This window comes from Rhodobacter sp. NSM (assembly GCF_052244495.1).
Classification (GTDB): Bacteria; Pseudomonadota; Alphaproteobacteria; order Rhodobacterales; family Rhodobacteraceae; genus Cereibacter_A.
On record NZ_JBQPXH010000007.1, the window covers coordinates 161,377 to 186,177 of the forward strand.

The 24,801-nt window shown below is 68.7% G+C and carries 26 protein-coding genes; 15 read left to right on the plus strand and 11 right to left on the minus strand.

Annotated features, from left to right (window positions below; genetic code table 11):
- The first annotated feature begins 72 nt into the window (after positions 1-72).
- Together ACTVZP_RS14975 and ACTVZP_RS14980 are read left to right on the plus strand one after the other, a co-directional pair.
- Positions 73-2,274 (plus strand): putative bifunctional diguanylate cyclase/phosphodiesterase, encoded by a 2,202-nt coding sequence (locus ACTVZP_RS14975; protein ID WP_443212962.1) that lies wholly within the window; start codon positions 73-75, stop codon positions 2,272-2,274.
- A 159-nt stretch (positions 2,275-2,433) separates the two neighbouring features.
- Positions 2,434-2,946: a CopD family protein gene (locus ACTVZP_RS14980; protein ID WP_443213003.1), complete on the plus strand. Its 513-nt coding sequence runs from the start codon at positions 2,434-2,436 to the stop codon at positions 2,944-2,946.
- On the opposite strand, the gene ACTVZP_RS14985 is transcribed toward ACTVZP_RS14980, so the two are convergent.
- Complete coding sequence (locus ACTVZP_RS14985) at positions 2,916-3,431, minus strand: DUF2231 domain-containing protein (protein ID WP_443212963.1); 516 nt, start codon at positions 3,429-3,431, stop codon at positions 2,916-2,918. The genes ACTVZP_RS14980 and ACTVZP_RS14985 overlap by 31 nt on opposite strands.
- Positions 3,432-3,554: 123 nt before the next feature.
- Here ACTVZP_RS14985 and ACTVZP_RS14990 point away from each other — a divergent pair, with 123 nt between their 5' ends.
- The 7 genes from ACTVZP_RS14990 (at position 3,555) to ACTVZP_RS15020 (ending at position 9,503) form a co-directional block, all read left to right on the plus strand.
- Positions 3,555-4,100, plus strand: coding sequence for a cytochrome c oxidase subunit II (locus ACTVZP_RS14990; protein WP_443212964.1), 546 nt, complete (start codon positions 3,555-3,557; stop codon positions 4,098-4,100).
- Positions 4,097-6,574: a cytochrome c oxidase subunit I gene (ctaD, locus tag ACTVZP_RS14995; RefSeq protein ID WP_443212965.1), complete on the plus strand. Its 2,478-nt coding sequence runs from the start codon at positions 4,097-4,099 to the stop codon at positions 6,572-6,574. Before ACTVZP_RS14990 ends, ctaD begins: the two co-directional genes overlap by 4 nt.
- Complete coding sequence (locus ACTVZP_RS15000) at positions 6,571-6,879, plus strand: hypothetical protein (RefSeq protein ID WP_443212966.1); 309 nt, start codon at positions 6,571-6,573, stop codon at positions 6,877-6,879. The genes ctaD and ACTVZP_RS15000 overlap by 4 nt, the downstream gene beginning before the upstream one ends.
- Positions 6,880-6,943: 64 nt before the next feature.
- Positions 6,944-7,474 (plus strand): sigma-70 family RNA polymerase sigma factor, encoded by a 531-nt coding sequence (locus tag ACTVZP_RS15005; protein WP_443212967.1) that lies wholly within the window; start codon positions 6,944-6,946, stop codon positions 7,472-7,474.
- Positions 7,458-8,234, plus strand: coding sequence for an anti-sigma factor family protein (locus tag ACTVZP_RS15010; RefSeq protein WP_443212968.1), 777 nt, complete (start codon positions 7,458-7,460; stop codon positions 8,232-8,234). Before ACTVZP_RS15005 ends, ACTVZP_RS15010 begins: the two co-directional genes overlap by 17 nt.
- 33 nt (positions 8,235-8,267) lie before the next feature.
- Positions 8,268-8,981, plus strand: coding sequence for a Bax inhibitor-1/YccA family protein (locus ACTVZP_RS15015; protein ID WP_443212969.1), 714 nt, complete (start codon positions 8,268-8,270; stop codon positions 8,979-8,981).
- A gap of 24 nt (positions 8,982-9,005) precedes the next feature.
- Positions 9,006-9,503, plus strand: coding sequence for a DUF2076 domain-containing protein (locus tag ACTVZP_RS15020; protein ID WP_443212970.1), 498 nt, complete (start codon positions 9,006-9,008; stop codon positions 9,501-9,503).
- A gap of 67 nt (positions 9,504-9,570) precedes the next feature.
- Here the strand turns inward: ACTVZP_RS15020 and ACTVZP_RS15025 are convergent, their stop codons facing one another.
- Together ACTVZP_RS15025 and ACTVZP_RS15030 are read right to left on the minus strand one after the other, a co-directional pair.
- Positions 9,571-11,235 (minus strand): cation acetate symporter, encoded by a 1,665-nt coding sequence (locus ACTVZP_RS15025; protein ID WP_443212971.1) that lies wholly within the window; start codon positions 11,233-11,235, stop codon positions 9,571-9,573.
- Positions 11,232-11,540 carry a DUF485 domain-containing protein gene (locus tag ACTVZP_RS15030; protein WP_443212972.1) on the minus strand — a complete coding sequence of 103 codons (309 nt, stop codon included), beginning with the start codon at positions 11,538-11,540 and terminating at the stop codon, positions 11,232-11,234. Before ACTVZP_RS15030 ends, ACTVZP_RS15025 begins: the two co-directional genes overlap by 4 nt.
- Positions 11,541-11,562: 22 nt before the next feature.
- Here ACTVZP_RS15030 and ACTVZP_RS15035 point away from each other — a divergent pair, with 22 nt between their 5' ends.
- Positions 11,563-11,763, plus strand: coding sequence for a hypothetical protein (locus tag ACTVZP_RS15035; RefSeq protein ID WP_443212973.1), 201 nt, complete (start codon positions 11,563-11,565; stop codon positions 11,761-11,763).
- A 68-nt stretch (positions 11,764-11,831) separates the two neighbouring features.
- Positions 11,832-12,353 (plus strand): eCIS core domain-containing protein, encoded by a 522-nt coding sequence (locus tag ACTVZP_RS15040; RefSeq protein ID WP_443212974.1) that lies wholly within the window; start codon positions 11,832-11,834, stop codon positions 12,351-12,353.
- Positions 12,354-12,357: 4 nt separating this feature from the next.
- Here ACTVZP_RS15040 and ACTVZP_RS15045 read toward each other — a convergent pair whose 3' ends face one another.
- Together ACTVZP_RS15045 and ACTVZP_RS15050 are read right to left on the minus strand one after the other, a co-directional pair.
- The gene (locus ACTVZP_RS15045; RefSeq protein ID WP_443212975.1) at positions 12,358-12,627 is read right to left on the minus strand and encodes a hypothetical protein; all 270 of its coding nucleotides are present in this window, start codon (positions 12,625-12,627) and stop codon (positions 12,358-12,360) included.
- Positions 12,628-12,630: 3 nt separating this feature from the next.
- Complete coding sequence (locus ACTVZP_RS15050) at positions 12,631-13,209, minus strand: cytochrome c oxidase subunit 3 (protein WP_443212976.1); 579 nt, start codon at positions 13,207-13,209, stop codon at positions 12,631-12,633.
- Positions 13,210-13,533: 324 nt separating this feature from the next.
- Here ACTVZP_RS15050 and ACTVZP_RS15055 point away from each other — a divergent pair, with 324 nt between their 5' ends.
- The 3 genes from ACTVZP_RS15055 (at position 13,534) to ACTVZP_RS15065 (ending at position 17,321) form a co-directional block, all read left to right on the plus strand.
- A complete protein-coding gene (locus tag ACTVZP_RS15055; protein WP_443212977.1) occupies positions 13,534-14,196 on the plus strand; it encodes a response regulator transcription factor in 663 nt (220 codons plus the stop codon).
- The gene (locus ACTVZP_RS15060) at positions 14,193-15,536 is read left to right on the plus strand and encodes an ATP-binding protein (protein ID WP_443212978.1); all 1,344 of its coding nucleotides are present in this window, start codon (positions 14,193-14,195) and stop codon (positions 15,534-15,536) included. Before ACTVZP_RS15055 ends, ACTVZP_RS15060 begins: the two co-directional genes overlap by 4 nt.
- 225 nt (positions 15,537-15,761) lie before the next feature.
- Entirely contained in the window at positions 15,762-17,321 is a 1,560-nt protein-coding gene (locus ACTVZP_RS15065) for a methyl-accepting chemotaxis protein (protein WP_443212979.1), read from the plus strand.
- 138 nt (positions 17,322-17,459) lie between these two features.
- Here the strand turns inward: ACTVZP_RS15065 and ACTVZP_RS15070 are convergent, their stop codons facing one another.
- Positions 17,460-17,669, minus strand: coding sequence for a hypothetical protein (locus ACTVZP_RS15070; RefSeq protein WP_443212980.1), 210 nt, complete (start codon positions 17,667-17,669; stop codon positions 17,460-17,462).
- Between the two features lie 224 nt (positions 17,670-17,893).
- Here ACTVZP_RS15070 and ACTVZP_RS15075 point away from each other — a divergent pair, with 224 nt between their 5' ends.
- The gene (locus ACTVZP_RS15075; protein ID WP_443212981.1) at positions 17,894-18,226 is read left to right on the plus strand and encodes a DUF3140 domain-containing protein; all 333 of its coding nucleotides are present in this window, start codon (positions 17,894-17,896) and stop codon (positions 18,224-18,226) included.
- 172 nt (positions 18,227-18,398) lie between these two features.
- On the opposite strand, the gene ACTVZP_RS15080 is transcribed toward ACTVZP_RS15075, so the two are convergent.
- From ACTVZP_RS15080 to ACTVZP_RS15100, 5 genes are all read right to left on the minus strand, one after another.
- Positions 18,399-19,181, minus strand: coding sequence for a 3-keto-5-aminohexanoate cleavage protein (locus ACTVZP_RS15080; protein WP_443212982.1), 783 nt, complete (start codon positions 19,179-19,181; stop codon positions 18,399-18,401).
- Positions 19,182-19,236: 55 nt separating this feature from the next.
- Positions 19,237-20,565 (minus strand): aspartate aminotransferase family protein, encoded by a 1,329-nt coding sequence (locus tag ACTVZP_RS15085; protein ID WP_443212983.1) that lies wholly within the window; start codon positions 20,563-20,565, stop codon positions 19,237-19,239.
- A 5-nt stretch (positions 20,566-20,570) separates the two neighbouring features.
- Positions 20,571-20,996, minus strand: coding sequence for a universal stress protein (locus tag ACTVZP_RS15090; protein ID WP_443212984.1), 426 nt, complete (start codon positions 20,994-20,996; stop codon positions 20,571-20,573).
- Between the two features lie 20 nt (positions 20,997-21,016).
- On the minus strand, positions 21,017-23,653 hold the full coding sequence (locus ACTVZP_RS15095) for a TRAP transporter permease (protein ID WP_443212985.1): 2,637 nt from the start codon (positions 23,651-23,653) through the stop codon (positions 21,017-21,019).
- Positions 23,654-23,730: 77 nt separating this feature from the next.
- Positions 23,731-24,705: a TAXI family TRAP transporter solute-binding subunit gene (locus ACTVZP_RS15100; RefSeq protein ID WP_443212986.1), complete on the minus strand. Its 975-nt coding sequence runs from the start codon at positions 24,703-24,705 to the stop codon at positions 23,731-23,733.
- Positions 24,706-24,801 lie beyond the last annotated feature (96 nt).

Here is a 24,801-nt window from a genome sequence, read left to right on the forward strand (position 1 = left end):
GGGGCGAAGTGCAACGGCATCAGGCTGAGGACGTCAGGCGCGGGTCTGACCGGTAGCCGCGAAAGGGTGAGGATGGACAAGTCCCGCGGATCCGTTTCGTTTTCGGCAAAGCTCGTCGCGGCGATCCTTCTGTGCTGCCTGATCGCAACGGCCTCGGTGGTCTTCCTCGGCTTCACGGCCATCCGCGCCGTGGATGAGGATTCCGAGGCGCGACAACTCCGCTATGCCGCCCGTGCGCTCGAGGAAGAGGCGAGCGACATCGTCGAGCAGCAGCAGATCTCGACCATCTGGGACGACTCGGTTCTGAACGTGCGCGCCGGCAATCAGAACTGGATGGCAAGCAATCTTGGCGCGTGGATGCACGAGCAGTATGGCCATGACGAGACCTACGTCGTGGATCCGGACAACCAGCCGACGCATGTCGTGCGCGAGGGGGTGACCGGGAGACCCGAGCCGAGGATGCCCCTGCCCCGTCCGGTCGAAGAACTCGTGGCCGAGATGCGGGCGGAGATGCGGACCGCGACCACTGATCCTGCCAACTCCACGCCGGATATCGAAGAGCTCTCCATCGCCCGTTTCGTCCTGCTGCACGGCAGGCCCGCCCTCGTGAGCGCCGTTCCCATCGTTCCCGATACGGACGCGATCACCCAGGCTGCCGGAACGGAGTATCTGCATGTCGCGATACAGTTCGCGGATGTCGACATGGCCGCGCGCCTCGCCGAGACCTATGAGTTCGACAGCGCCGCCTTCGCGCTCGAACCGGGCCCGGACGATCGCCTGTCGGTTCCCGTGCGCGACGAGGCCGGGAAGCCGATCGCGTGGTTCGTCTGGCGGGCCGACTGGCCCGGTCACCGGATCGTGGAACAGATGTTGCCCGTGGTCAGCCTCTTCGCGCTCTTCGGCGCGACGCTTCTTACCTGGTTGCTGCGCAGCCTCTGGTCATCCTCGCGGCGGCTTCACGAGAGCGAGGAAGAAGCCCGCCACCTCGCGCTGCACGACCAGCTTACCGGAATTCCCAACCGCACGCTGTTCGAGGACCGGCTGCGCCAGGCGCTCATGACCGAGAAGCGGGGAGGTCCGCCGGTAGCCTTGCTCTGCCTCGACCTGGACCGCTTCAAGACGGTCAACGACACGATGGGCCATTCCGCCGGCGACGAACTGATCCGGCAGATCGCGGCGCGACTTCGTTCGCACGTGCGCGAGACGGATACCATCGCGCGGCTCGGCGGCGACGAGTTCGCGGTGATCCTTATCGGGATGGGCGGCGACGAGGCGCTGGCGCGCTATTGCAGCGGACTTGTGCACCTGCTGTCCGCGCCCTGCGACCTGACGACCGGTCAGGTGCAGGTCAGCGCAAGCATCGGTGCGGCAAGGGCCGCCGCGCACGAGGGCGGGATGGAGGCGCTCATGCGCAGCGCCGACGCCGCGCTCTACCGGGCGAAGGCCGATGGGCGCAACCGCTTCTGCATCGCGACGCCCGAGCTTGACGACATGTTCCGCCGCCGCCACGATCTCGAGCGCGACCTTCGCACCGCCATCGCCGACGGCGGCCAGTTCCACGTGCTCTACCAGCCGATCTTCGATGCCGATAACCGGCTGGTCGCTGCCGAGGCCCTTGTACGGTGGAATCATCCGACGAATGGCTTGATGATGCCGGACAGCTTCATCGGCATCGCCGAAGAGACCGGACTGATCGATCCCATCGGCCGATACGTGCTCGAACAGGCCTGCATCCTCGCAACCACCTCGGGCCTCGCGAAGATCTCGGTGAACGTCTCTCCGATCCAGCTCCGGCGCGAGGGTTTCGCGAGCGACGTGCTGTCCATCCTCGCCGCGCACGGCCTGCCGGGTCATCGCCTCGAACTGGAGATCACTGAGAAGTTCACGCTCGACGCCGAACCAACGACCCGCCAGAATCTCGAGCAGATCCGCTCCGCCGGCATTTCCATCGCGCTCGACGACTTCGCCACGGGACAGTCGCTCCTCCGCTACGTCCGGGATTACCAGATCGACACGATCAAGATCGACCGGTCCTTCGTCTGCCGCCTTGGCAGCGGCGACGGAACCGACCAGATCGTGCGCGCGATCGTCGATCTCGGCCGTGCGATGGGGATCAAGGTGACCGCCGAGGGCGTGGAGCGTCAGGCCGAACGCGATGTGCTGCTCGGGATGGGATGCAAGGCCTTTCAGGGCTTTCTCCTTGGCAAGCCGATGGATCCGCTGCGGCTCGCGGCGCTCAGCGCCCGGACATCCTCCGGCCAGAAGACCGCCTGATCCTCCAGGCAGGAACCGCCACCCTCCGTCATCGTTGCTCCTGCGGCGCGTCATCAACGGCGCGGCAGGAGGCTGGATGACGCAATACATGAACCGGGCTGACCGCTCGCGGCCGCTCCCCGGGCGCGAAGAACGGCCGAAGCTCCGGACCATTTCGTGATGATGGACCTGCTCGACCCGGTCGTCCCGCACGTCAAGGCCCTTCACATCGCGATGCTCGTCATCTGGTGCAGCGGGCTCTTCGCCCTGCCGCTCATGCTGAGCCGACACGACGAGGCTGTCGGCCAGGCGGACTACGCCCGCATTCGCCGCGCCACCCACTACGGCTATACGCTGGTTGTGACCCCCGCGGCGGTTCTGGCCATCGTCTCCGGCACGCTGCTGATCTTCCTGCGCGAGGTCTTCGCCCCCTGGATGTTCGCCAAGCTCGTCTTCGTGGCGCTTCTCGTCGCCTTCCACGCCTGGGTCGGCCACACGCTCGTCACCGTCGCCGAGACGGAGGGGACGCATCACCCCCCGCCCGCGCGGGGGCCGCTGCTCCTGCTGCTGGTGCCGATGCTCGGGATCCTCGTGCTCGTGCTCTCGAAGCCCGACCTCGGGTCGCTGCCGTTGCCCGGCTGGCTCGAGGAGCCGCTGGACATTCAGCTCCCCTTCGACGTCCCCAGCCGATAATCGAACACGAGCTTGCCGCCATGCCAGCCCGCCGCCGAGACCATGATCACGCCGAAGCCCGAGAGCAGGATGCCGTAGGGCAGCACCACCTCCTCGTAGCCGAGGAGCCGGTAGCCCCAGTTGGCGCCCAGCACGGACAACAGGGCCACGGCGATCACGAAGTGGGTCCAGGCCGCCGCGCGAGCGCGGATGCCCGGCACCATCAGAAGCTCGGTCGTCCCCGTCACCCCCGCCGCGAGCCCGAAGAGGAAGGCGGTGCCGGCCGCCCAGAGCGCCGCACGCGCCCAGAATCCGTCGCCCGACAGCCAGTAGAGCAGGTCCGCCCCGAAGGTGCAGAAGGTGAGTGCCACCGGGAAGGCCACCGTCATCGCATGGGCCGGATGGCCCCAGATCGCGATCCGGCTCTCGGTCTGCTCGAAGGTCGGGCTCGAGCTGATCGGGTCGATCAGCGTCTCGTCCTGCGTCTGCACCTGCTTCTCCGGCATCCGTCCCTCCTGCGCTGGCTGCTTCCCTCAACGCCAATCCTGCTCTCGGGTTGCGCGGAAGATCTCTCGGCGATCCATCCGGCCGGCCCCGCGGCCGAGGCGATCGCGGCGCTCTGGTGGGTCATGCTCGCGGGCGCCACCCTCATCTTCCTTCTCGTGGCCGTCCTTCTGGCGCTTGCCATGCGAAAGCGGCCCGGAGGCGGAGGCGAGCGCCTCTGGCTGCAGGGCATGGGGCTCGGCTTCCCGCTTGTGGTGCTGGCGGCGCTGCTGGCCTATGGCCTTGCAGTGGGCGAGAGCCTCCTGCCGCGTGACCACCCCGGACGGGTGACGGTCAGCGCCGAGGCCCGGCAATGGGAATGGCGGTTCGGCCATGCCGACCTCCCCGGCCTCGTCACGCGCGACATCCTCCATATTCCGGCCGGGCGGCCGGTCGATGTCGAGATCACCAGCGCCGACGTGATCCACAGCTTCTGGGTGCCGCGACTGGCCGGCAAGATGGACGCCATCCCCGGACATGTGAACGTCCTGCGCATCGAGGCGCACCGCCCCGGAGACTATGCCGGCGTCAGCGCCGAATACAGCGGTCCCGGCTACCGCTCCCACGGATTCACCGTCCGAGCGCTCGATGCCGCCGGATGGAAAGCCTTTGTCGAGGAAGGAGCTCCATGACCGCGCTGCGCCGACACCGCATCCTCTCGCGGATCTGGGCCTCCGAGCCCGGCTGGCGCGGCTGGTTCACCACCGTGAACCACACCGATCTCGGCCGGATGTTCCTTGGCGCCTCGGTCGTCTTCTTCCTGATCGGCGGCCTTCTTGCCATGCTGATCCGCGCGCAGCTCGCCAGCCCGCGCTCGGCCTTCGTCGGCGCCGAGACCTATGCGCAGCTCTTCACGATGCACGGGACCATCATGATGTTCCTGTTCGCCATCCCGATGTTCGAGGGGCTGACGCTCTACCTCCTGCCGAAGATGCTGGGCTCGCGTGACCTCGCCTACCCGCGGCTCTCGGCCTACGGCTTCTGGTGCTACGCCCTCGGCGGGTCGATGCTGATCTTCGCGCTGCTGGCGGGCATTGCGCCGGACAGCGGCTGGTTCATGTATCCGCCACTCGCCTCCACCCTCGGCTCGCCGGGGATCAACGCGGATTTCTGGCTGCTCGGCATCACCTTCGTCGAGATCTCGGCCATCGCGGCCGCGGTCGAGATCGTGGTGACGGTGCTGCGCTTCCGCGCGCCCGGCATGTCGCTCGACCGGATGCCGATCTACGCCTGGTATGCGCTGGTCACGGCCACGATGATCCTCACGGGCTTTCCGCCGCTGATCCTCGGTTCGATCCTTCTGGAACTCGAGCGCGCCTTCGGCCTGCCCTTCTTCCAGGTGGCCGAGGGCGGTGACAGCCTGCTCTGGCAGCATCTCTTCTGGCTCTTCGGCCACCCCGAGGTCTACATCATCTTCCTGCCCGCGGCCGGGGCCATCTCGACCATCCTGCCGGTGATGGCCCGCACGGAGCTTCTGGGCTACCGCTGGGTGGTGGCGGCGGCGATCTCGCTTGCGGTGCTGAGCTTCGGGCTCTGGGTCCACCACATGTTCACCACCGGCATCCCGCACATGGGGCTCGCGCTCTTCTCGGCGGCCTCGACGCTGGTCGCGGTGCCGACGGCGGTGCAGATCTTCGCCTGGATCGGCACGCTCTGGCGCGGCACGCCCGAGCTGCGGCTGCCGATGATGTGGATCCTCGCCTTCTTCGCGACCTTCGTGATCGGCGGGTTGACCGGGGTCATGGTCGCGGTGGTGCCCTTCGACTGGCAGGTGCACGACACGCATTTCATCGTGGCCCACCTGCATTACGTCCTCGTCGGCGGCTTCGTCTTTCCGATGCTGGCCGCGCTCTACTACTGGCTGCCGCATGTCACCGGGCGGAAGCGCTTCTTCCAGGTGGGTGACGCGGCCTTCTGGCTCATCACGCTGGGTTTCCACGCGACGTTCCTCGCGGTCCACTGGCTGGGCCTGCTCGGCCAGCGGCGGCGGACCGAGACCTACGATCCCGGCCAGGGATGGGAGGCCATCAACCTCGTCTCGTCGATCGGCGGCTTCGTCATGGCGTTCGGCTTCGGGCTGGTCATCCTCGACGTCGCGATGAACACCTTCGTGGCGGTGCGGGGCGGCCGCAATCCGTGGCGCGCGGGGACCCTCGAATGGGCCATGCCCACGCCGGCGCCGGCCTACAACTTCGCGAGCCTGCCCGAGGTGACGGGCCGCAACCCGCTGCACGACGACCCGCACATCGGCGTCCGGATCGCGCGGGGCGAGTTCTACCTCGGCGAGCCGCGTGCCCAGCGGCGCGAGACGCTGATGGTCGAGCCGGCGAGCGGCCGGCCCGCGGCTCTCGTGGTCTATCCGGGCAACAGCGCCCTGCCCTTCCAGCTCGCGCTCGTCACCGGGCTCTTCTTCCTCGGCATGCTCCTCAAGACCTACTGGCTGGTGCCGCTTGCGCTGGCGGGCGTCGCGGCGCTGGCCTGCCGCTGGGTCTGGAGCCTCGGGACAGACCGGGACGAGGGGCTTCTGCCGGTGGGTCGGGGCGAGAGCCTGCCGCGGGAGGTGCCCGATACGCCGGGATGGTGGGGATCGCTCTTCCTGCTTCTCGCCGACGCGACGCTCTTCGGCTCGCTCATGTTCGGCTATGCCTTCCTCTGGACCGTAGCGCCGAACTGGCCGCCGCCGGAGTGGCTGCAACCCTCGGCGCTGCAGGGCGGGCTTCTGCTGGCCGGCGCGGCCCTGGCGCCGATCCTCGTCCGTCTTGCCGCCCGTTCGCTCGGGCGCGGGGGATCTCCGCTGGTGGCATTGGCGGGAACCGCGCTCGCCCTCGCGTCGCTTGCGGGGGCGGCGGCGCTCCTCCTCTCCGCCCTGCCCGAGCCGCAGCGCCACGCCTATGACGCGACGGTCTGGGTGATCGGCGGCTATGTCCTCTTCCACGCCCTCCTCGGCTGCGGCATGGCCCTGTTCACCATGGCGCAGCAGGCCCGCGGGCAGCTTTCGGCCCGCCGGATCGCGCCGCTGCGCATCCTGCGGCTCTGGACGGACTGGGCCGCCCTGTCGGGTCTCGTCGGCGTGGCCGCGGCCCTGCTGCCGGGTCTTCTGGCATGAGCGCCATCCTCCGCATCGCCCTGCCGCTCACCCTCTGGCTCGCGGGCTTCAGCGCGGTCTACGGGCTGCACGGCCTGATCTGTGCGGGCGGCTGGCCAGGCGGCCGCCCCGCCCTGATCGCGGCGGCCCTTGCAGCGTTCGCACTTCAGGTCGCCCTCTTCCTCGGCCTCCGGTCGCGTCGCTTCGGTGCGCCCTCCGGCTTCGTGCGCCGGACGAGCCTCCTCCTCGGCATCGTCGCGATCTTGGCCACGATCTGGACGCTTCTGCCGGTGGCCGTCACCTCGACCTGCCTGCCGCCCGGCTAGACGCCTCAAGTTTTTTTCGCGCGGACGGGATGAAGGAGCGGCACGGCTCCGTATATGGGTCAAGATGCGCGAGACCGACGAGATCCTGGCCGAATTGACCCCGCTCCGGCGTTACGCCCGGTCGCTGACGCGCGACGAGGCGGAGGCGGAGGATCTCGTGCAGGAGGCGCTCCTGCGCGCCCACGAACGGCGGGCGAGCTTCCGGCGCGGCAAGGGACTCAGGGTCTGGCTGATGTCGATCCTGCACAACCTCTTCATCGACGCGCTGCGCAGCAGGCGTGCGCGCGAGCGGCGCGAGGCGGCTGCGATGGAGGCTGCGCCTGCGGCGCACCCGGCCCCGCAGGAGAGCGCCGTGCGGCTCGCGCAGATCCGCGAGGCCTTCGCGCGTCTGCCCGAGGAGCAGCGGGCGGCGCTGCACCTCGTGGCGATCGAGGGCCTTTCCTACGCCGAAGCCGCCGGGGTGCTCGGCGTGCCGCCGGGAACGCTCATGTCGCGGATCGGCCGGGCGCGTGCCGCGCTGCGCGCCTTCGAGAACGGAGAAGCGGCGCGCCAGCCGCTTCGGGTGGTGGGAGGACGCGATGCGGACGATGCATGACCCGGTGAGCGAGCTCGACCTCGTGGCCTATGTCGATGACCAGCTCGACCCCTGGCGCCGCGTGGCGGTGGAGCGGCATCTCGCGGCCGATCCCGAGGCCGCGGCGCGGATCATGGCGGACCTTCAGACGCGCGACGAGCTGCGGCTGGCCTTCGCGGACCCGCTGCCGCACGAGGCGCCCGAGACGCGGGCCGCCGCACGGCGCCTCGCGCGCGGGCTGGGGTTGGATCGGATTCTCGTGCGGCTGGCGCCGATGGCGGCCGTCCTCGTGCTTGGCGGCATGATAGGCGCAGGCGTCGCGGGCCTCGGGCCGCTGCGCGTGCCGCATGTGGTGGCCTCCGAGCCGCCACCGGAATTCATCCAGACGGCGCTCGAGGCGCACGAGGCCGGCAGGCTCCGGCTCTCGATGCTGTCGCAGCCCGCAGTGCCCAGGCCCGACGAGGCCGAGATCCGTGCCAGAACCGGCATCCTGCTGCCCGGCCTGCCGGAAGACTGGCGGGTGCGGGACGTGCAGATCTTTCCCTCGCCCCAGGGTCCCAGCGTCGAGATGGCGCTGGAGACGCCCCACCTCGGGCAGCTTTCGCTCTTCGCGGTGCGCCCCGGCAGCTTCCGGGTGGCACTTCCAGACGAGATGCGGGCGCGCGGGCTCGAGGTCGCCTGGTTCCAGATCGGCGAGGTGGCCCATGTCCTCGTGGCCGAGGCCGCCCCGCCCGACGCGCTGCGCGAGGCCGCCGAGGGCCTCTCGCGCACGCTCTACTGACCGCAACTTCCACCAGTGACGGAGATCCCATCCATGAATCCCGCCCCCCAAGGCCGCAGCGCCGGCTTCGCGCGCTCAGGCGCCGTCTACGACGATGGCCTGCGCGCGCACATGCTGCGCATCTACAACTACATGGGCCTCGGCCTCGCGCTGACGGGCCTTGTGGCCGTCCTCGTCGCGGCAACGCCCGCCATCTACGTCCCGATCTTCTCGACCCCGCTGAAATGGGTCGTGATGCTGGCGCCGCTGGCCTTCGTCCTCTTCCTGTCCTTCCGGATCGAGGCGATCTCGGCGGGCACAGCCCAGACGCTCTTCTGGGCCTTCTGCGGCGTGATGGGCCTGTCGCTCGCGTCGATCTTCCTCGTCTTCACCGGAACCTCGATCGCGCGCGCCTTCTTCGGGGCGGCGGCGATGTTCGCCGGGATGAGCCTCTACGGCTACACGACCAAGCGCGACCTGAGCCGCTTCGGCAGCTTCCTGATGATGGGCCTGATCGGCGTCATCATCGCGAGCGTCATCAACCTCTTCCTCGGCTCGTCCGCGCTGCAGTTCGCGATCTCGATCATCGGCATCCTGGTCTTCGTCGGGCTCACCGCCTGGGACACGCAGGCGATCAAGCTGCAATATGCCGAGCACCACGATGCCGAAACGTCGCAGAAACTGGCAGTGATGGGGGCACTGTCTCTCTACCTCAACTTCATCAACATCTTCCAGCTCCTGCTCTCGCTCACGGGTGAGCGCGAGTAAGGCCTTACCAGTTCAGAGGATCCCATGGACAACAACGACCGCCAGGCCATCGAAGGGCTGTTCCAGAAGCTTGCGACCGTCGAGCAGACGGCACCGGAGCGCGACGCGGAGGCGGATGCCTTCATCGCGAAGCGGATCACCGGGCAGCCGGGCGCACCCTATTACATGGCGCAGACCATCGTCGTGCAGGAACAGGCACTTGAGCAGGCCCAGGCCCGGATCGAACAGCTCGAGGCGCAGGTCCGGGACGGAAGCGCCCAGCAGGGCGGCTTCTTCGGCAAGCTCTTCGGCGGTCCCTCGGCGCCTCCCGCGCCGCGGCGGCCGATGGCCCCGCCCCCTCAGGCAGGTGGTGGTGGCGGATTCCTCGCGGGGGCCGCACAGACCGCAATGGGCGTGGCGGGCGGCATGATGCTGGCCAACGCGATCGGCGGCATGTTCGCCGGCGAAGCCGAGGCGGGCGAGCCTGACGCCGCCGAGGATCCGGGCTTCGACGAAGGCGGCTTCGACGACTTCGAGCTCTGACGCCGGTGAAACGACCAGGGGCGCGGCCGGTGTCCCGGCCGCGCCCCTTTCTGCATCGTGGCGGATCTCAGTGGGCGAGCGCACCCGCCGCGCCGAGGCCGGTCTCGGACCGCACGAACTGCGCGGGATAGCCCGCCCGGTCGATGCGCGCCCGGGCGGACCGGTCGGTGACCGAGAAGAACCAGATCCCCCCAAAGGCGGCCGTCATCGAGAAGAGCGCATATTGCTCGTAGGGAAAGATCGCCGTCTCGAAGCCCAGCACCTTCACCCAGACGGTCGGGCCGAGCACCACGCAGGCCACTGCCGACACCAGGCCCATGAGCCCGCCGATGAACGCACCGCGCGTGGTCATGTCCTTCCAGAAGATCGAGAGGAACAGGACCGGGAAGTTCACCGAGGCCGCGAGGCCGAAGGCGAGGCTCACCATGAAGGCGATGTTCTGGTTCTCGAACACGAGGCCGAGCGCGATGGCGAGCACGCCCAGCACGAGAGTTGCCGCGCGAGAGACCATCATCTCGGTCTTGTCCGAGGCCGCCCCCTTCTTGATGACGCGGGCATAGAGGTCATGGCTCACCGCCGATGCCCCCGAGAGCGCGAGACCGGAGACCACGGCGAGGATCGTCGCGAAGGCAACCGCCGAGATGAAGCCGAGGAAGACATCGCCTCCGACCTCGCCCGAGAGGTGGATCGCCGCCATGTTGCCGCCGCCGATGAGGGCGCCGGTCGCGTCGAGATAGTCCGGGTTCGTCCCCACCAGCGTGATCGCGAGGAAGCCGATGGTGACCGCCAGCACGAAGAAGTAGCCGATGAAGCCTGTGGCGAAGAAGACCGACTTGCGCGCCTCCTTCGCATCCGGAACCGTGAAGAACCGCATCAGGATGTGCGGAAGGCCCGCCGGCCCGCACATCAGCGCCAGTGCAAGCGAGATGGCGGTGATCGGGTCCGAGATCGAGCTCGACGGGGCGAGGATCGCGTCGTGGGCGGCGTGGTTGTCGACCGCCGCCTGCATCATCGCCTCGGGCGAGAAGCCGAAGTGGCTGAGCCCCAGCAGGACGAGGACCGTGCAGCCCGAAAGCAGCAGGACGGCCTTCACGATCTGCACCCAGGTCGTGGCAAGCATGCCCCCGAAGGTCACGTAGAGCATCATCAGCACGCCCACGAGGATCACGGCATAGGCATAGTCGAGCCCGAAGAGCAGCTGGATGAGCTTGCCTGCCCCCACCATCTGCGCGATCAGGTAGAAGATCACGACGGTCAGGGCGCCGAAGGCCGAGAGCGTGCGGATGCGGGTCTGCTCGAGCCGGAACGAGGCAACGTCGGCGAAGGTGAAGCGGCCGAGGTTTCGGAGCCGCTCGGCGATCATGAAGAGGATCAGCGGCCACCCGACCGTCCAGCCGACGGTGTAGAAGACGCCATCGACGCCCTTGCCGAAGACCATGCCGGAAACGCCGAGGAAGGCCGCCGCCGACATGTAGTCGCCCGCGATGGCCAGCCCGTTCTGGAAGCCCGTGATGCCGCCGCCGGCAGTGTAGAAGTCGGATGCGGATTTCGTGCGCCGCGCCGCCCAGGCCGTCAGCACGAGCGTTGCCGCCACGAAAAACAGGAACATGGCGATGGCGATGACGTTGATCGAGCTCTTGGTCACCTCGCCCTCGATGGCGCCGCCCGCGGCAAGGCCGGTTCCGGCGATGGCCACCAGCGCGGCGGCCGACAGGAAGAAGACGCGAATCATGCGGCGCTCCCCCGGATGGCCTCGCGCGCGAGCCGGTCGAACTGGCCATTGGCGCGGGCAGTGTAGATCCCCGTCATCACGAAGGCGAAGGCCTGGATGCAGAAGCCCCCGACAAGGCCCACGCACCATGCGGACGTGCCGAAGACAGGCATGGAGAACAGCCCGGGGCGCAGGACCGCCACGGCGACGAAGCTGACATAGACGGCCAGCACGATGATCGAGAGCGTGATGGCGAAGCGATTGCGGCGGGCGACCAGCTGCGTGAAGCGCGGGTCGGCCAGGATCTTCTCGTGTACTGGAACCATGAACTCCTCCTCGGTTTACCCGATGCGCAATATTCGTGTGTTTGCCGCTTTCAAAGCGAAACTTTTGCTCTCGCAGCATTTGACTGTGCATCTGCGGCACAATGCAGCGGCAGGCGGCGGCGGCAGCTTCCGGCCGTCGTTCTGGTGCTGCATTGACAGGCAGGTGATGCCGCCGGACAGTCGGCCGGTGGAACCGCCGAAGAACGAGCCGGAGAAGACATGATGCGTGCCGCCGTTCCGCTGGTCCTCCTGCTTTTTCTGGCCCCCTCCACTTCTCCGGCAGAAGGTCCCATGGCGGATCCGCTGGCCGATGCCGGCGCCTTCGCCCATGCGCTGGCGCTCGTCGGCGAGCAGCAGGCGGTCGCCATGCTCGCCACCGCCATCGAGGAGTCGCGGCGGCAGGCGTTGTCCGAGGGAACGGCCGCCATCCCCGAAGCGGTCCGGCTGCGGCTCGAGGGGCAGGTTCCGGCCATCGATCTCGAGATGGTGCGCTGGAGGGTGGGCGGCGGCGGAGAGTTCTCCCTCCAGCGCAACGCGATCCTGCACGGCAATGCCTCGGCCATCACGCTTGGCGAGGTGGTGGTCTTTGCCGACGAGGGAGAGGCCCTAGCCAACGTGCCGCTCTGGGCGCATGAATTGCGCCACGTCGGCCAGTACCGGGACTGGGGCGTGGTGGAGTTCGCCCGCCGCTACCTGCGCGACTACCGTGCGGTCGAGGCGGATGCGGTGGCCTTCGCCGCCGAGGTTGCCAGTGCGCAGGCGCAACGCCTGCCGGACGGCGCGCGTGTCGCACCGCCCCGTGCGCCGTGGTGACGCTTCAAGCCAGCGGTGCGAGGAAGAGCGCGCCCAGCAGCAGAAGATAGAGGGCCAGCACCATGGCAAAGATCCGCCGCGCCTCGGGCGTCTCGTCCAGCCGCAGGTAGGAGGCGAGGATGGTGCGGGCCTTGAACCAGCTCAGTCCGAGGACGGCAATACCGCCTGCGGCGAAGCCGGCCGGACCCGCCACTCCGCGCGCCGCGAGCTCCGCGAAGGTCGCCGAGGCCGCGGTAAGGACGAGGAGCCGGAGCCATGCCGTGCGCAGGGTCATGTTTCACCTCAACAGGTAGACGACCGGCAGGATCAGCACCCAGACCAGATCGACCATGTGCCAGAAAGCGGCGGCCATCTCGACGCCCGCAGGCCAGCAGCGCCAGCCGACACCGCCGAGCAACAGGACCCCCGCTGCGACATGCGCCGCGTGGAAGCCGGTAAGCAGGTAGTAGAACATGAAGAACGCATGGGTTTCGGTCGAGATGCCCGAGGCGGCGAGACCGCGGAACTCGTGCCCCTTTACGGCAAGGAACAGCAGGCCCAGCGCGCTCGCTCCGGCAAGAAGAAGGCGCGTGGCGCCGGTGCTGCGCGCCTCGGCAGCCCGGACCGCCAGCGCCGCAAAGAGACCGGAGGTCACGAGAACGACGGTGTTGAGCGCCGCCCCGCCCTTGTCCAGCAGGTCCTGAGCCGCGGCAAAGCCCGCGGGATCGCCCAGCCGCACAGCGAGCATGGCGGCGAGGCCCGCGCCGAAGACGATGAGTTCGGACACGATCAGGATCCACATCATCAGGTCGCCGGGCAGGAGCGGCGGTTTCCGCTCTTCCTCCAGCCGCGGGCCCGGCATCGTCGGGTCTTGCATCTTGCTCCTCTCGCCTCGGACGCCCCCTCCCTGCCCCTGCGCGACGCCCCGGTCTTTGCGGAGCAGCAAGGAAAGAGGCGCGCCTTCGCCGGACTCTCGGCCAACCGGCTGGCAAAGCCGGCCATCGGCTGCCTCCGGGGCCAAGCCCGCGCCCGAGCCCCTCCGCAGGGAGACAAGTCGCGAGCGGAGGCATCGGCTCGGTCACCGCCCGCCGGGGCTTAAGCTTGCCTTAAGCGGCGCCTGCTTCGGCTTCGCACGGCGCGGCTGTCGCCGGGGGTCGCCCTCATGCTACCTCACGCAGGACCGAAGGAGGGCGCAGAGGACATGCGGATACTCGTCATCGAGGATGATGCGGTGCTTTCGGACGGGCTGCAGGTGGGCCTGCGGCTCGGCGGATTCAGCCCGGAAGCCGTGGGCTCGCTGGAGGATGCCCGGACGGCGCTTGCCGTCGGCCGCTTCGACGCCATCGTTCTGGACCTCATGCTGCCGGACGGGTCGGGACTCGATCTGCTGTCTGACCTTCGCGCGGCAGGGGAAGCGGTGCCCGTGCTGGTGCTGACGGCCCGGGACCGCCTGGACGACCGGGTGCGCGGGCTTGACCTCGGCGCGGACGACTACCTCGGCAAACCCGTCGACCTGCGAGAACTCGGCGCGCGCCTCCGCGCTCTCGGGCGGCGCCCGGCGACCCTGGCTGCTACGAATCCCGCGTGGAACGGCATCTCCCTGGACCTCGCCACCTTCGAGGCCTTGCGCGACGGCGAGCGGGTGCCGCTGTCGCCCCGCGAATTCGCCATTCTCAGGATGCTCATGGCGCGGCCCCGCACCATCCTCAGCAAGGGCCAGCTCGAAGAGCATCTTTACGGCTGGCAGGAAGAGATCGAGAGCAACGCGATCGAGGTCCATGTGCACAAGCTGCGCGGCAAGCTCGGCCACGCTTTCATCGAAACCGTGCGCGGCGCCGGCTACCGTCTCGCGGAGGCGAAATGAGCTCGATCCAGCGCCGACTGTTCCTCGTTCTTCTCGCTGCCACCGGCATTGTCTGGATCTCGGCCGCCCTCTGGATCCAGTCCTCGACGCGGACCGAGCTGAACCGCGTGCTCGACAACCGTCTGGCGGAGGCCGCGCGCATGGTGGCAAGCCTCGTCGATGCAAGGGGACTGCCGCTGGATACGGCCATGCGGATGGCGGCCCCTGCCCTGCCCGGAGGGTCGGGGCACGATTATGCAAGCCAGCTGTCCTGCCAGGTCTGGGCACTGGACGGAACCCGCCTCGCCGCATCGTCCCAGGCACCGCAGAAGGCACTCTCGGTGGTCCCCGAAGGCTTCAGCGACCGCGAAGTGGACGGCGTCACCTGGCGCGTCCATACCCTTCTGGACGAAGCGCGCGGGATCCGCGTGATGGTGGGCGACAGCCTGAGCATGCGCGAGCGGCTGCTTCAGGACATGGTGATGGGGCTCATGTGGCCCGCGCTCGCCGTCCTGCCGCTTCTGGCCGCCGGCATCTGGCTCAGCCTGAGGGGCGGGCTTGCCCCGCTCCGCCGCGTCGCGGAGGAACTCTCGCGCCGGGGTGCGGAGGATCTGGAGCCCCTGCAAGCCTCCGCTCCGCGCGAGGTGGCACCGATGGTCGAGGCGCTCAACGGCCTCTTCGGCCGCGTCCGCGCTGCGCGCCGGCGCGAGCAGGATTTCACCGCCTATGCCGCGCACGAGCTGAAGACCCCTCTCGCCGGCTTGAAGATGCAGGCCGATGTCGCGCGTCTGGCGCCGGATCCGGCCACCCGGGATCACGCGCTCGCGCAGATCCACCGGGCCGTCGACCGGACCGATCGGTTGGTTCACCAATTGCTTGACCTCGCGGCGGTGGACTCTGGCGCAGCCGACAGCGAGCCGCGCGAGATCGCCCGGATCGGGGCGGACGTGATGGACCTGACGGCCGCTGCGGCGCGCCGGCACGGCGTCGTGCTGGAGCTCGACTGCGAAGAGGCTCTCGCTCCGCGCCTGCAGGCGCAGCCGGGGCTTCTCGTGACCGCCTTGCGCAACCTTGTCGAGAACGCCGTCCACGCCAGCGTCACGGGCGGACGCGTCGATCTCGTGCTCCGGACCGATGGCGGCGGATGGAGGGCGGAAGTCCGCGACGAAGGGCGCGGTATCCCCGCCGTGGACCGCGATCGGATCACCGAGCGCTTCTATCGCGGTGCCGTGGCAACAGGCCAGGGCAGCGGCCTCGGCCTCGCCATCGTCGAGTCGGCAGCGCGGCGCATGGGGGCGAGCTTTGTCCTCAGGCCGCGCAGCCCCCGCGGCGAGATCGCATCCCTCGTTTTCGCCCGGTAGCGGACCCGCATCGGGCAAGCCGACATGCCGGGCCGCTCCTCTCCCGATGCGGATCCGATTGCAGCACCGCTTCGTCCGGCGCGTTTTCCGAGCGAGTACCTGTCCATCCGAAAGACTTCCTAAACCCCTCCTATGGATGATCCCCTCGGGCGAATTGAGGGGCTATCCGGAAGGTGGGCGGACTCGAGACCGCCCGTGTGATCGGTCCGCAGGAGGTGCAGAAGCATGAAGTTCACGATCAGAATCAAGCTGGCAATGGCCTTCGCCGTCGTCTTCCTCATGTCCGGTCTCGCCGTCGCCATAGCCCTGCTCCACCTCCAGCGTGTCGATGCACGCATGACGCAGGTGATCGACGAGCATGTCAGCCAGGTGGTGCTCGCGCAGCGCCTGAGCATCGGCCAGTATCGCGTGATGGCCAGCATCCGGGCGCATCTGCTGGACCGCGACGCGAAATCCGCGTTCCAGATCGAGACCAGCGTTCAGGAAGGTCGGATGATCCAGCGGCGCGCCCTGCGCGCGCTGCGCGACAGCGCCGGGGACGAACAGACCTCGGACATCCTGCTGCGCTACAACGACCTCCGCAAGCAGATCCAGCGGGTGAACAACCGCGCCTTGATCCTCTCGCTTGGCGGCGATCCGGCGGGAGCAGCGGCCTACCTGCGCGAGAAGGGCGCGAGCGCGATGGAGCATTCGCTCGAGGCTCTGTCCGAAGAACTCCTGGCGCACAAGCTGGCGATACTGGAACGCGTCAAGGCCGACTCGGACGCGGATGTCCGCGACATGATCACGCTGGTGCTCCTGATCGCCGCCCTCGCCGGCGTCCTCGGATCGGGTGCAGCACTCTGGATCACGCTTTCCATCGGCCGCGGCCTCCGGCGGGCGCTGGCGCTGACGCAGCGCGTGGCGGGTGGCGACCTTACTCAGAGCGAGGAGGTCCGCGGACGGGACGAGCTGGCCGACCTTCTCGGGGCGAGCAACACGATGCTGCTGAAGCTGCGCGCCGTGGTCGATGAAGTCGCCGTCACTGCCCGGGATGTCGCAGCGGCGAGCGGGCGGATGGCCTCGGCCTCCGGCCAGCTCAAGGCGGGGACCGAGGAACAGGCCTCGGCCACGGTTGAGGCATCTGCCGCGGTCGAGCAGATGGTGGGGAACATCACGCAGTCCGAAGAGAACGCGGGCACGACCGCCCGGATCGCGGGCTCCTCGGCGGACGACGCACGCCGTTGCGGCGAGGCGGTCGCCGAGGCCGTGCGCTCGATGAGCGAGATCGCCGACCGAATCGGCGTGGTAAGCGAGATCGCGCGCCAGACCGACCTGCTCGCGCTGAATGCGGCGGTCGAGGCCGCCCGGGCGGGCGAGCAGGGCCGGGGCTTTGCGGTGGTCGCGGCCGAGGTGCGCCGCCTTGCCGAGCGCAGCGCCGAGGCTGCCGCCGAGATCTCCACCCTCTCCGCACAGACCGCCCGCGCCGCCGCCGGCGCGGGCGAGATGATCGGACAACTGGTGCCACAGATCGAGCGCACCTCGAACCTCGTCACCGATATCTCGGTTGCCTCCCGGGAACTCTCGGAAGGCGCACGTCAGGTTTCGCTCTCGATCGACGCGCTGGATCGCGTGACGCAGCAGACCGAGGCCGCATCGCGACTGCTGGACGAGGATGCGGACGAGCTCGCAGGCCGGGCGAGGCAGCTTCTGACCAGCGTCAATTACTTCCGCACCGGCTCGGAAGAGCCTCAACCTGCCGGTGAGGCCGAGCCTGCACATCCCGACCTCCGCGCGGTCGCCTGATCTTCAGCCCAGGCGCGCCCGCTCCCGGACCGGCCTTTTCCCGCTGCACCGGGAAGAGGCCGGGCTCGCACCGTGTGAGAGCCTGCAACCTCCGGCCGCTCGACCACCAATGCGGGCAGCCGACACCCTCGTCGGGGCTTACGAAGCGGCGCGGGACCGAACCGGTCTCTTCGCGCCGGCCGAGCGGGCGATGGCCCGCGCATCGGCCCTGCGCGACATGTAGATCGCAAGTCCGAGCCCCGCGATGAGGGCGAGGATGACCGGCGGCGCGGCTGTCGCGGCCATCAGTCCGATGAAGACCGCTATCGCGGCCAGCAGCGCCACCATGGTTTCCAGCAGGATCAGCATGCGTCCCATCCTTTGATTTCCGCCCTCCACCCGGAGGGGGATCCACGTCGGCGTCCGGCCCCGCGCCAACCTGTCGATACCGCTCGCCGCGCCGGACGCCCTACACCTTTCTCGGCCTACGAGACCTCGGGAGCAACCGGCTCCGCCTGCGACGGACGGTCGCCATGCAGACGGCGCGGAACCTGGTCTCCGCCTTCCCGTTCTTCGGACCGGAGGATTACGGGATGACGAAGTCGAGGGACCAGATCTGGACGGAATGGCAGGAACTCGTGAACATGCCCCCGGCAGACCTCGAGCGATGGCTGGACACCGAAGAAAGCCACGGCGTGGGCGACACCAGCAGCGACGGCGAGAGCACCGGTCACCGCTCGGGCCGCCGGATCGTGCAGATCAAGCACAAGAGGAAGGCCGATCTGGCGGAGGACGACTGGAACCACATGGGCCATGTCGTGGGCTACATCCGCCGTCACACGGCACAGGGTGGACCGGTCGATGACAAGGAACACTCACGCTGGCGGTATTCACTGATGAACTGGGGGCACGACCCGTTGAAATAGGCCAAAGGTGACGGCGCCCGACAGTCTCAGGCCGCAAGCCTGTCACCCGGCGCAGGTTCTCGACAGGAAGGGGCGTTGGGCCCAGCGGGAAGAGGTCTGACGGCCCCATCTGCCCGCCCTCAAGCGTGCGGAAGCCTGCCCGGGCACGGTCCCCTCCGGCCAATGTCCGAGGTCAAATGGATGCGGTTACGGTGCGAAGAGCCGCCACCAGTTCCGTCACACGGGCGGCGTTGTCGGCAGCCACCTTGCCGTCGGACTGGAGAAGGTTGTTCTCGAAGCCGATCCGCATCTTGCCGCCCAGCCGGTGCGCGGCGACTAGGCAGTCCGTTTCCCGCGATCCGAAGGCGCAGGCGGCCCAGTCGGTGTCCGGCAGCATTCCGAGCAGCGCCGATACCGGCGCGTCGAGATCCTGCGGTGCCGAGACCTGTCCCGGCGTGTAGCGCCCGAGGACGATCAGCGCCGCCAGTCCCGCTCGTGGGATCGTGCCGTCCGCAACGGCGGCGGCAAGGCGCGCGATATCCTCGCGGTCGTAGAGGATGTGCTGCACATGGCAGCCCGCCTCTGCGCAGAAGGCGAAGAAGCGGCGGGTGAGGCGGGCATCGGGCTCCGCCGCGATCTCGCGCAGCGCGATCGAGACGAAGGCGGGGCGCAGCCGCTCGACCAGCGCGCGCTGATCGGCCGGGGAGTAGCGGCCGACAGCCTCGGTCGTCACCTGAACCGGGAGGCCCGGCGCCCTCCGGTCGAGCTCGGCCAAGAGCTCGGCGTAGAGGCCGGCATCAAGCACATGGCGCCCCTCGGCGTCGCGGACATGGGCATGGAGCCCGTCCGCGCCCGCCGCCTGCCCCGCCAGCGCGGCAGCGACGATCTCTGGGATCGTGACCGGCAGCGCCGGATGATCGGCTCGCGTGAGCCGCGCGCCGTTCGGCGCGAGCATGACGCGCGGCAGGACGGTCATGGCGCCGCGTCTCGCAGGCGGTTACCGGCAGGGTCGCATGCCATGGGTGCCCGGGTCATGCCGCGAGTGCGCGATCAAGCGCGTCCGACAGTTTCCCGACCAGCTCCTCCACCTGCGCATCCGAGATGATGAACGGCGGCGCGAGAAGGATGTGGTCGCCAAGGTGCCCATCGATCGTCCCGCCCATCGGATAGCAGATGAGGCCGCCTGCGAGGGCCTCGGCCTTGATCCGCGCGTGAAGCTTCCGCTCGGCGTCGAAAGGCGCCTTCGTGTCGCGGTCGGCCACCAGCTCGATGCCGCGGAACAGGCCCCGGCCGCGGATGTCGCCCACATGCGGGTGCTGGCCCAGCCGCTCGTGCAGCAGCGCCTCGAGCCGCGCCCCCTGCTGCCGCACCGCAGACAGCAGGTCGCAGTCCTCGATCTCGTCCAGAACCGCATTCGCCGCGGCGGCGGCCATCGCATGACCCATGTAGGTGTGCCCGTGCTGGAAGAAGCCCGAGCCCGCGGCGATCGCGTCGTAGATGCGGCCCTGCACCAGCAGCGCCCCGATTGGCTGGTAGCCGGCGCCGAGGCCTTTCGCGATGGCGATCATGTCGGGCGCCACGCCATCCTCGGCGCAGGCGAAGAGGTGGCCCGTCCGGCCCATCCCGCACATCACCTCGTCGAGGATCATCAACACCCCGTGCCGGTCGCAGATCTCGCGGATCCGCCTGAGATAGCCCGGAACCGCCGGCACCGCACCGGCGGTCGCCCCGACCACCGGCTCGGCCACGAAGGCCATGACCGTCTCGGGCCCGAGGCGCAGGATCTCGGCCTCAAGCTCATCCGCCACCCTCAGGCCGTAGGCCTCGACGCTTTCCCCCTCCGCCCGGCCGCGGTATTCGTAGCAGGGCGCGATATGCGAGGTCTCGACCAGCAGCGGCGCGAATTGCGCGCGGCGCCACTCGTTGCCGCCCGCCGCAAGGGCCCCGAGCGTGTTGCCGTGATAGCTCTGACGGCGCGCGATCACGCGATGCCGCTCCGGCTGCCCCAGCTCCATGAAATACTGCCGTGCCAGCTTCAGGGCCGCCTCGACCGCCTCGGAGCCGCCCGAGACGAGATAGACCCGCTCGATCCCTTCGGGAGCCGCGGCCGCCAGACGATCGGCCAGACGCTCGGCGGGTTCGGAGGTGAAGAAACCGGTATGCGCGAAGGCCAGCCGGTCGAGCTGGTCGTGAAGCGCGGCCCGCACCGACGCATTGGAATGGCCGAGGCAGGAGACCGCCGCCCCGCCCGATCCGTCGAGATAGCGCCGGCCCTCAGCATCAAGGATGTAGCAGCCGTCGCCGGCGGCGGCGACCGGAAGGCTGCCCCGGGTGGAGCGGCCGAAGACATGTCCGGGCATAGGTGTCAGGTCCTCACGACATAGACGGACTGGCGCGCATGCCGCACCACGCGGGCGGCATTGGGGCCGAGAAGGTAATCGCTGAACTCGGGCCGGTGGGCGCCGATGACGATGAGGTCCACGCCAAGCTTGCCGGCCGCGCGCAGGATCTCGTCATAGACAGTGCCATGCATCACATGCGGATGCACGGTCACGCCATCGGGCACCGCCTCGGAAACCCAGGCCGAGAGGCGCTGTCCGAGTTCCTTCAGCGCCTCCTGTTCGAAGCCCTGCCGGAAGAAGCCCGAAACCTGCGCATAGCCGTAGTCGGGCAGGACCGAGACGACATGCAGCGTCCCCTCCGGCTCGAGAAGCTTCAGCGCCTCGGTCAGCGTCGCGGCATGGGCGGCAGGGTTGCCCAGATCGACGGGCAGCAGGATGGTGCGTGCCATGATCTCCTCCTCGATGGCTCTCAGAAGGCGGGCTTGGTCTGCCGCCGCCGCTGGAGGGCGATCACCAGCCCCAGAAGCAACAGTGCGGGAATGTAGAACAGCTGTTTCGGCGGCCTGTCGGCCGGGCTCTGCAGCGCGGTGACCTCGACCCGCTCGGTGCCGTAGAAGTCGAAGCCCTGCAGCCGCTGCTGGTAGTCGGTGCCGAACATCGGCTCGTCCATGTAGAGCCGCCCCTCCTCGGGCAGGAGGAGGAGGCCCGCCGCCTCGGCCCGGCCCGTCTCTGGCGCCTCCTCGTCCACGGTATGGACCACCGTCAGCGTGGTGGACCGGCCGGAGGTGAAGTCCGGCCCCTGGACGACGAAGCGCACCGTGTCTCCGGGTGCGGCGGCGTCGAAGGCCTGTGCCAGTTCGCCCGGCGGACGCTCCTCGAAGCGCGGCATCACCCGGTCGAGCCAGAAGCCCGGCACGAAGAGCGTGAAGGCCACGAGGAGGAGCGCCGCACTTTCCCAGAGCCGTGACGGGGCGAGGAAATAGCCCTGCGTCGCCGCGGCGAAGAGCAGCATGGCGATGGTCGCCACGACGAAGACGCCCGCGGCCTGCAGCATTCCGGCCCAGGTTCCGAGATCCACGCCGTAGAGGATCAGCGTCGGGTTGTAGATGAAGAGGAAGGGCAGCGCGGCGGTCCGGAGCGAGTAGAAGAAGGCGGTGAAGCCGGTCTTGATCGGATCGCCCCCCGAGACGGCGGCCGCGGCGAAACTTGCGAGGCCCACGGGTGGGGTCACGTCGGCCATGATGCCGAAGTAGAAGACGAAGAGATGCGCCGCGATCAGGGGCACGATCAGCCCCTCCTGCGCGCCGAGCGAGACCACGACCGAAGCCATCAGCGAGGAGACGACGATGTAGTTCGCGGTCGTGGGCAGGCCCATGCCGAGGATCAGCGAGAAGAGCCCGACGAGCAGGAGCATGACGAAGAGATGCCCGCCCGAGAGCATCTCGACGAGACCCGCGAGCTCGGTCCCGATCGGGGTCTTGGTCACGGTCGCCACGATGATGCCGGCCGCGGCGGTAGCGACGCCGATGCCGATCATGTTGCGCGCACCGGCGATCATTCCCTCGATCAGGTCGCCGAAGCCCGCGCCGAGCGCCCGTCCCGCATCCTCGCCGCGGAAGAGAGCCTTCAGCGGGCGCTGGGTCACGATGATGAAGAGCATCACGACCACGGCATAGAAGGCCGACTTGCCGGGCGACTGCATCTCGATCATCAGGAACCAGACGAGGATGAGGATCGGCAGCAGGTAGTGCAGGCCGGTCGGGAAGACCTCGGCCACCGTGGGCAGCCGGATCTGCCGCGCGTTCGGATCGTCGAGCGCGAGGTCGGGCCGGCGGGCGGAGGTGCGGACCATGAGGACGTAGACCACCGCCAGCACCGCCAGCACCACCCAGTCCGAGATCCCCGGAGCAGCGCCGCGCAAGGCCTGGATCGCCCAGACGAGGGCGGTGAAGGCCGCGCCCGTCACCACGAAGCCGACCGCGATCTTCGCGAACATCCGCCCCAGGTTGACCGCAGGCCCCAGCGCCGGCATGTCCCGCTTCAACGCCTCGAGATGCACGATGTAGACGAGCGCGATGTAAGAGATCACCGCCGGGATGAAGGCGTGCTTGATCACCTCGACATAGGAGATGCCGACGAACTCAACCATCAGGAAGGCGGCCGCACCCATCACCGGCGGCATGATCTGCCCGTTGACCGAGGAGGCCACCTCGACAGCGCCGGCCTTCTCGGCGGAGAAGCCCACGCGCTTCATCAGCGGGATCGTGAAGGTGCCGGTCGTCACCACGTTCGCGATGGACGAGCCCGAGATCAGGCCCGTCATGGCCGAGCCCACGACGGCCGCCTTGGCGGGGCCGCCCCTCAGCGCACCGAGCCCCGCGAAGGCGAGCTGGATGAAGTAGTTGCCGGCCCCTGCCTTGTCGAGAAGTGCCCCGAAGAGCACGAAGAGGAAGACGAAGGCCGTCGAGACCCCGAGCGGGATGCCGAAGACCCCGTTCGTGTCGAGCCATTGGGCATTGACGATGGCTGTGAAGGACAGGCCCGAGTGGGCGATGATGTCGGGGATGAGCCAGCCCTGCCCCATCCAGGCGTAGAGCAGGAAGATCACCCCCACCACGGTCAGCGCCGGGCCGAGCGCGCGGCGCGATGCCTCGAGCAGAAGCACGATCCCCACCGCGCCGACCACGATCTGCGCCGGGGTGGGCAGGCCCGCCCGCGCGGTCACAGCGAGCTCTCGCGAGAAGAGGAAGACGTAGAAGGCGCAGCCCGCCCCCGCGAGAGCCAGGACCCAGTCGAGGATCGGCACACGGTCGCGGGGCGAACTCTTGAGCGCGGGATAGGCGAGGAAGGCCAGCAGGATCGCGAAGGTGAGATGCACCGGCCGCGTCTGCGACGAGTTCAGCACCGGCAGGTACTGGCCGAACCAGAGTTGAGGCTGCGCGATCCAGAGCTGGAACAGCGACCAAAGGAAGGCCGTGGCCGCGATGAAGATCGCGACGCCACGGCTGGAGGGATTTCGTCCGCCGCTGTCCGTGCTCGCGACGAGATCCTGAAGTTCCTCGTCGGTGAAGCTGCGGCTGCCCTTGTGCTCGCTCTCGTCGGTCATGCGTCCCTCCTGCGCGAAGGGCCGCCGCGGCCGGAGCGCGCGGCGGCCCGTAGATCGGGGCCCTCAGGGGCGCGGGATCACTGGAGCAGCCCCGCCTCGCGGAAGTACTTCTCCGCACCCGGATGGAGCGGCGCCGAGAGGCCATCGCTGATCATTTCGGCCGGCTCGAGCTTCTCGAAGGCCGGATGCAGGCTGCGGAACTGGTCGATGTCCGAGAAGACCGCCTTCACCAGTGCATAGACCACGTCGTCCGGTGTCTCGGCCGAGGTGACGAGCGTGGCGCCCACCCCGAAGGTCTGCGTGTCCTCGGGATTGCCGCGATACATTCCGCCCGGGATGGTGGCCTTGCGGTAGTAGGGGTTGTCGTTCACCAGCTTGTCCACGGCTTCGCCCGAGACGTTCACCAGCGTCGCGTCGCAGGCCGTCGTCGCCTCCTGGATCGAGCCCGAGGGGTGACCGACCGTGTAGACCATCGCGTCGATGTTGTTGTCGCAAAGCGCCTGGCTCTGCTCGCCGGCCTGCAGTTCGGAGGTCAGGGTGAAGTCGCCCATCGTCCAGCCGAGCGCGTTCATCAGCACTTCCATCGTGTCGCGCTGGCCAGAGCCCGGGTTGCCCACATTCACGCGCTTGCCCTTCAGATCCTCGAAGTTGGCGATCCCGGCATCGGCGCGGGCGACCACGGTGAAGGGCTCGGGATGCAGCGAGAAGACGGAGCGCAGTTCCGGATAGGCGCCCTGCTCTGCGAAGGTGCCCTCACCCTCGTAGGCCTTGTACTGCACGTCGGACTGGGCCACGCCGAAGTCCAGTTCGCCCGAGCGGACCGCGTTGACGTTGTAGACCGAGCCGCCGGTGCTTTCGACCGCGCAGCGGATACCGTGTTCGGAGCGGGTGCGCGACATCATCCGGCAGATGGCGCCGCCCGTGGGATAGTAGACGCCGGTGACCGCGCCGGTGCCGATCGAGACGAAATTCTCTTGTGCGAGGGCCGGCGACGCCAGCACGGCGAGCGCGCCCGCAAGGGCGCCGGCCAGAGCAGGTTTTCCCGTTCTCATCTTGTTGTTCCTCCTGTTGGACTTGGTCTCGATAGGATAATTCATTTGTGATATTTGTGACCGTAACACAATGCAATTGAATTGTCTCGCCGCGGT

Excerpts from the sequence above, each read along its gene's own strand:
- ACTVZP_RS14975 (WP_443212962.1), top strand. The coding sequence starts at position 73 with ATGGACAAGTCCCGCGGATCCGTTTCGTTTTCGGCAAAGCTCGTCGCG.
- ACTVZP_RS14980 (WP_443213003.1), top strand. The coding sequence starts at position 2,434 with ATGATGGACCTGCTCGACCCGGTCGTCCCGCACGTCAAGGCCCTTCAC.
- ACTVZP_RS14985 (WP_443212963.1), bottom strand. The coding sequence starts at position 3,431 with ATGCCGGAGAAGCAGGTGCAGACGCAGGACGAGACGCTGATCGACCCG.
- ACTVZP_RS14990 (WP_443212964.1), top strand. The coding sequence starts at position 3,555 with ATGCTCGCGGGCGCCACCCTCATCTTCCTTCTCGTGGCCGTCCTTCTG.
- ctaD (WP_443212965.1), top strand. The coding sequence starts at position 4,097 with ATGACCGCGCTGCGCCGACACCGCATCCTCTCGCGGATCTGGGCCTCC.
- ACTVZP_RS15000 (WP_443212966.1), top strand. The coding sequence starts at position 6,571 with ATGAGCGCCATCCTCCGCATCGCCCTGCCGCTCACCCTCTGGCTCGCG.
- ACTVZP_RS15005 (WP_443212967.1), top strand. The coding sequence starts at position 6,944 with ATGCGCGAGACCGACGAGATCCTGGCCGAATTGACCCCGCTCCGGCGT.
- ACTVZP_RS15010 (WP_443212968.1), top strand. The coding sequence starts at position 7,458 with ATGCGGACGATGCATGACCCGGTGAGCGAGCTCGACCTCGTGGCCTAT.
- ACTVZP_RS15015 (WP_443212969.1), top strand. The coding sequence starts at position 8,268 with ATGAATCCCGCCCCCCAAGGCCGCAGCGCCGGCTTCGCGCGCTCAGGC.
- ACTVZP_RS15020 (WP_443212970.1), top strand. The coding sequence starts at position 9,006 with ATGGACAACAACGACCGCCAGGCCATCGAAGGGCTGTTCCAGAAGCTT.
- ACTVZP_RS15025 (WP_443212971.1), bottom strand. The coding sequence starts at position 11,235 with ATGATTCGCGTCTTCTTCCTGTCGGCCGCCGCGCTGGTGGCCATCGCC.
- ACTVZP_RS15030 (WP_443212972.1), bottom strand. The coding sequence starts at position 11,540 with ATGGTTCCAGTACACGAGAAGATCCTGGCCGACCCGCGCTTCACGCAG.
- ACTVZP_RS15035 (WP_443212973.1), top strand. The coding sequence starts at position 11,563 with ATGCGCAATATTCGTGTGTTTGCCGCTTTCAAAGCGAAACTTTTGCTC.
- ACTVZP_RS15040 (WP_443212974.1), top strand. The coding sequence starts at position 11,832 with ATGGCGGATCCGCTGGCCGATGCCGGCGCCTTCGCCCATGCGCTGGCG.
- ACTVZP_RS15045 (WP_443212975.1), bottom strand. The coding sequence starts at position 12,627 with ATGACCCTGCGCACGGCATGGCTCCGGCTCCTCGTCCTTACCGCGGCC.
- ACTVZP_RS15050 (WP_443212976.1), bottom strand. The coding sequence starts at position 13,209 with ATGCAAGACCCGACGATGCCGGGCCCGCGGCTGGAGGAAGAGCGGAAA.
- ACTVZP_RS15055 (WP_443212977.1), top strand. The coding sequence starts at position 13,534 with ATGCGGATACTCGTCATCGAGGATGATGCGGTGCTTTCGGACGGGCTG.
- ACTVZP_RS15060 (WP_443212978.1), top strand. The coding sequence starts at position 14,193 with ATGAGCTCGATCCAGCGCCGACTGTTCCTCGTTCTTCTCGCTGCCACC.
- ACTVZP_RS15065 (WP_443212979.1), top strand. The coding sequence starts at position 15,762 with ATGAAGTTCACGATCAGAATCAAGCTGGCAATGGCCTTCGCCGTCGTC.
- ACTVZP_RS15070 (WP_443212980.1), bottom strand. The coding sequence starts at position 17,669 with ATGCTGATCCTGCTGGAAACCATGGTGGCGCTGCTGGCCGCGATAGCG.
- ACTVZP_RS15075 (WP_443212981.1), top strand. The coding sequence starts at position 17,894 with ATGACGAAGTCGAGGGACCAGATCTGGACGGAATGGCAGGAACTCGTG.
- ACTVZP_RS15080 (WP_443212982.1), bottom strand. The coding sequence starts at position 19,181 with ATGACCGTCCTGCCGCGCGTCATGCTCGCGCCGAACGGCGCGCGGCTC.
- ACTVZP_RS15085 (WP_443212983.1), bottom strand. The coding sequence starts at position 20,565 with ATGCCCGGACATGTCTTCGGCCGCTCCACCCGGGGCAGCCTTCCGGTC.
- ACTVZP_RS15090 (WP_443212984.1), bottom strand. The coding sequence starts at position 20,996 with ATGGCACGCACCATCCTGCTGCCCGTCGATCTGGGCAACCCTGCCGCC.
- ACTVZP_RS15095 (WP_443212985.1), bottom strand. The coding sequence starts at position 23,653 with ATGACCGACGAGAGCGAGCACAAGGGCAGCCGCAGCTTCACCGACGAG.
- ACTVZP_RS15100 (WP_443212986.1), bottom strand. The coding sequence starts at position 24,705 with ATGAGAACGGGAAAACCTGCTCTGGCCGGCGCCCTTGCGGGCGCGCTC.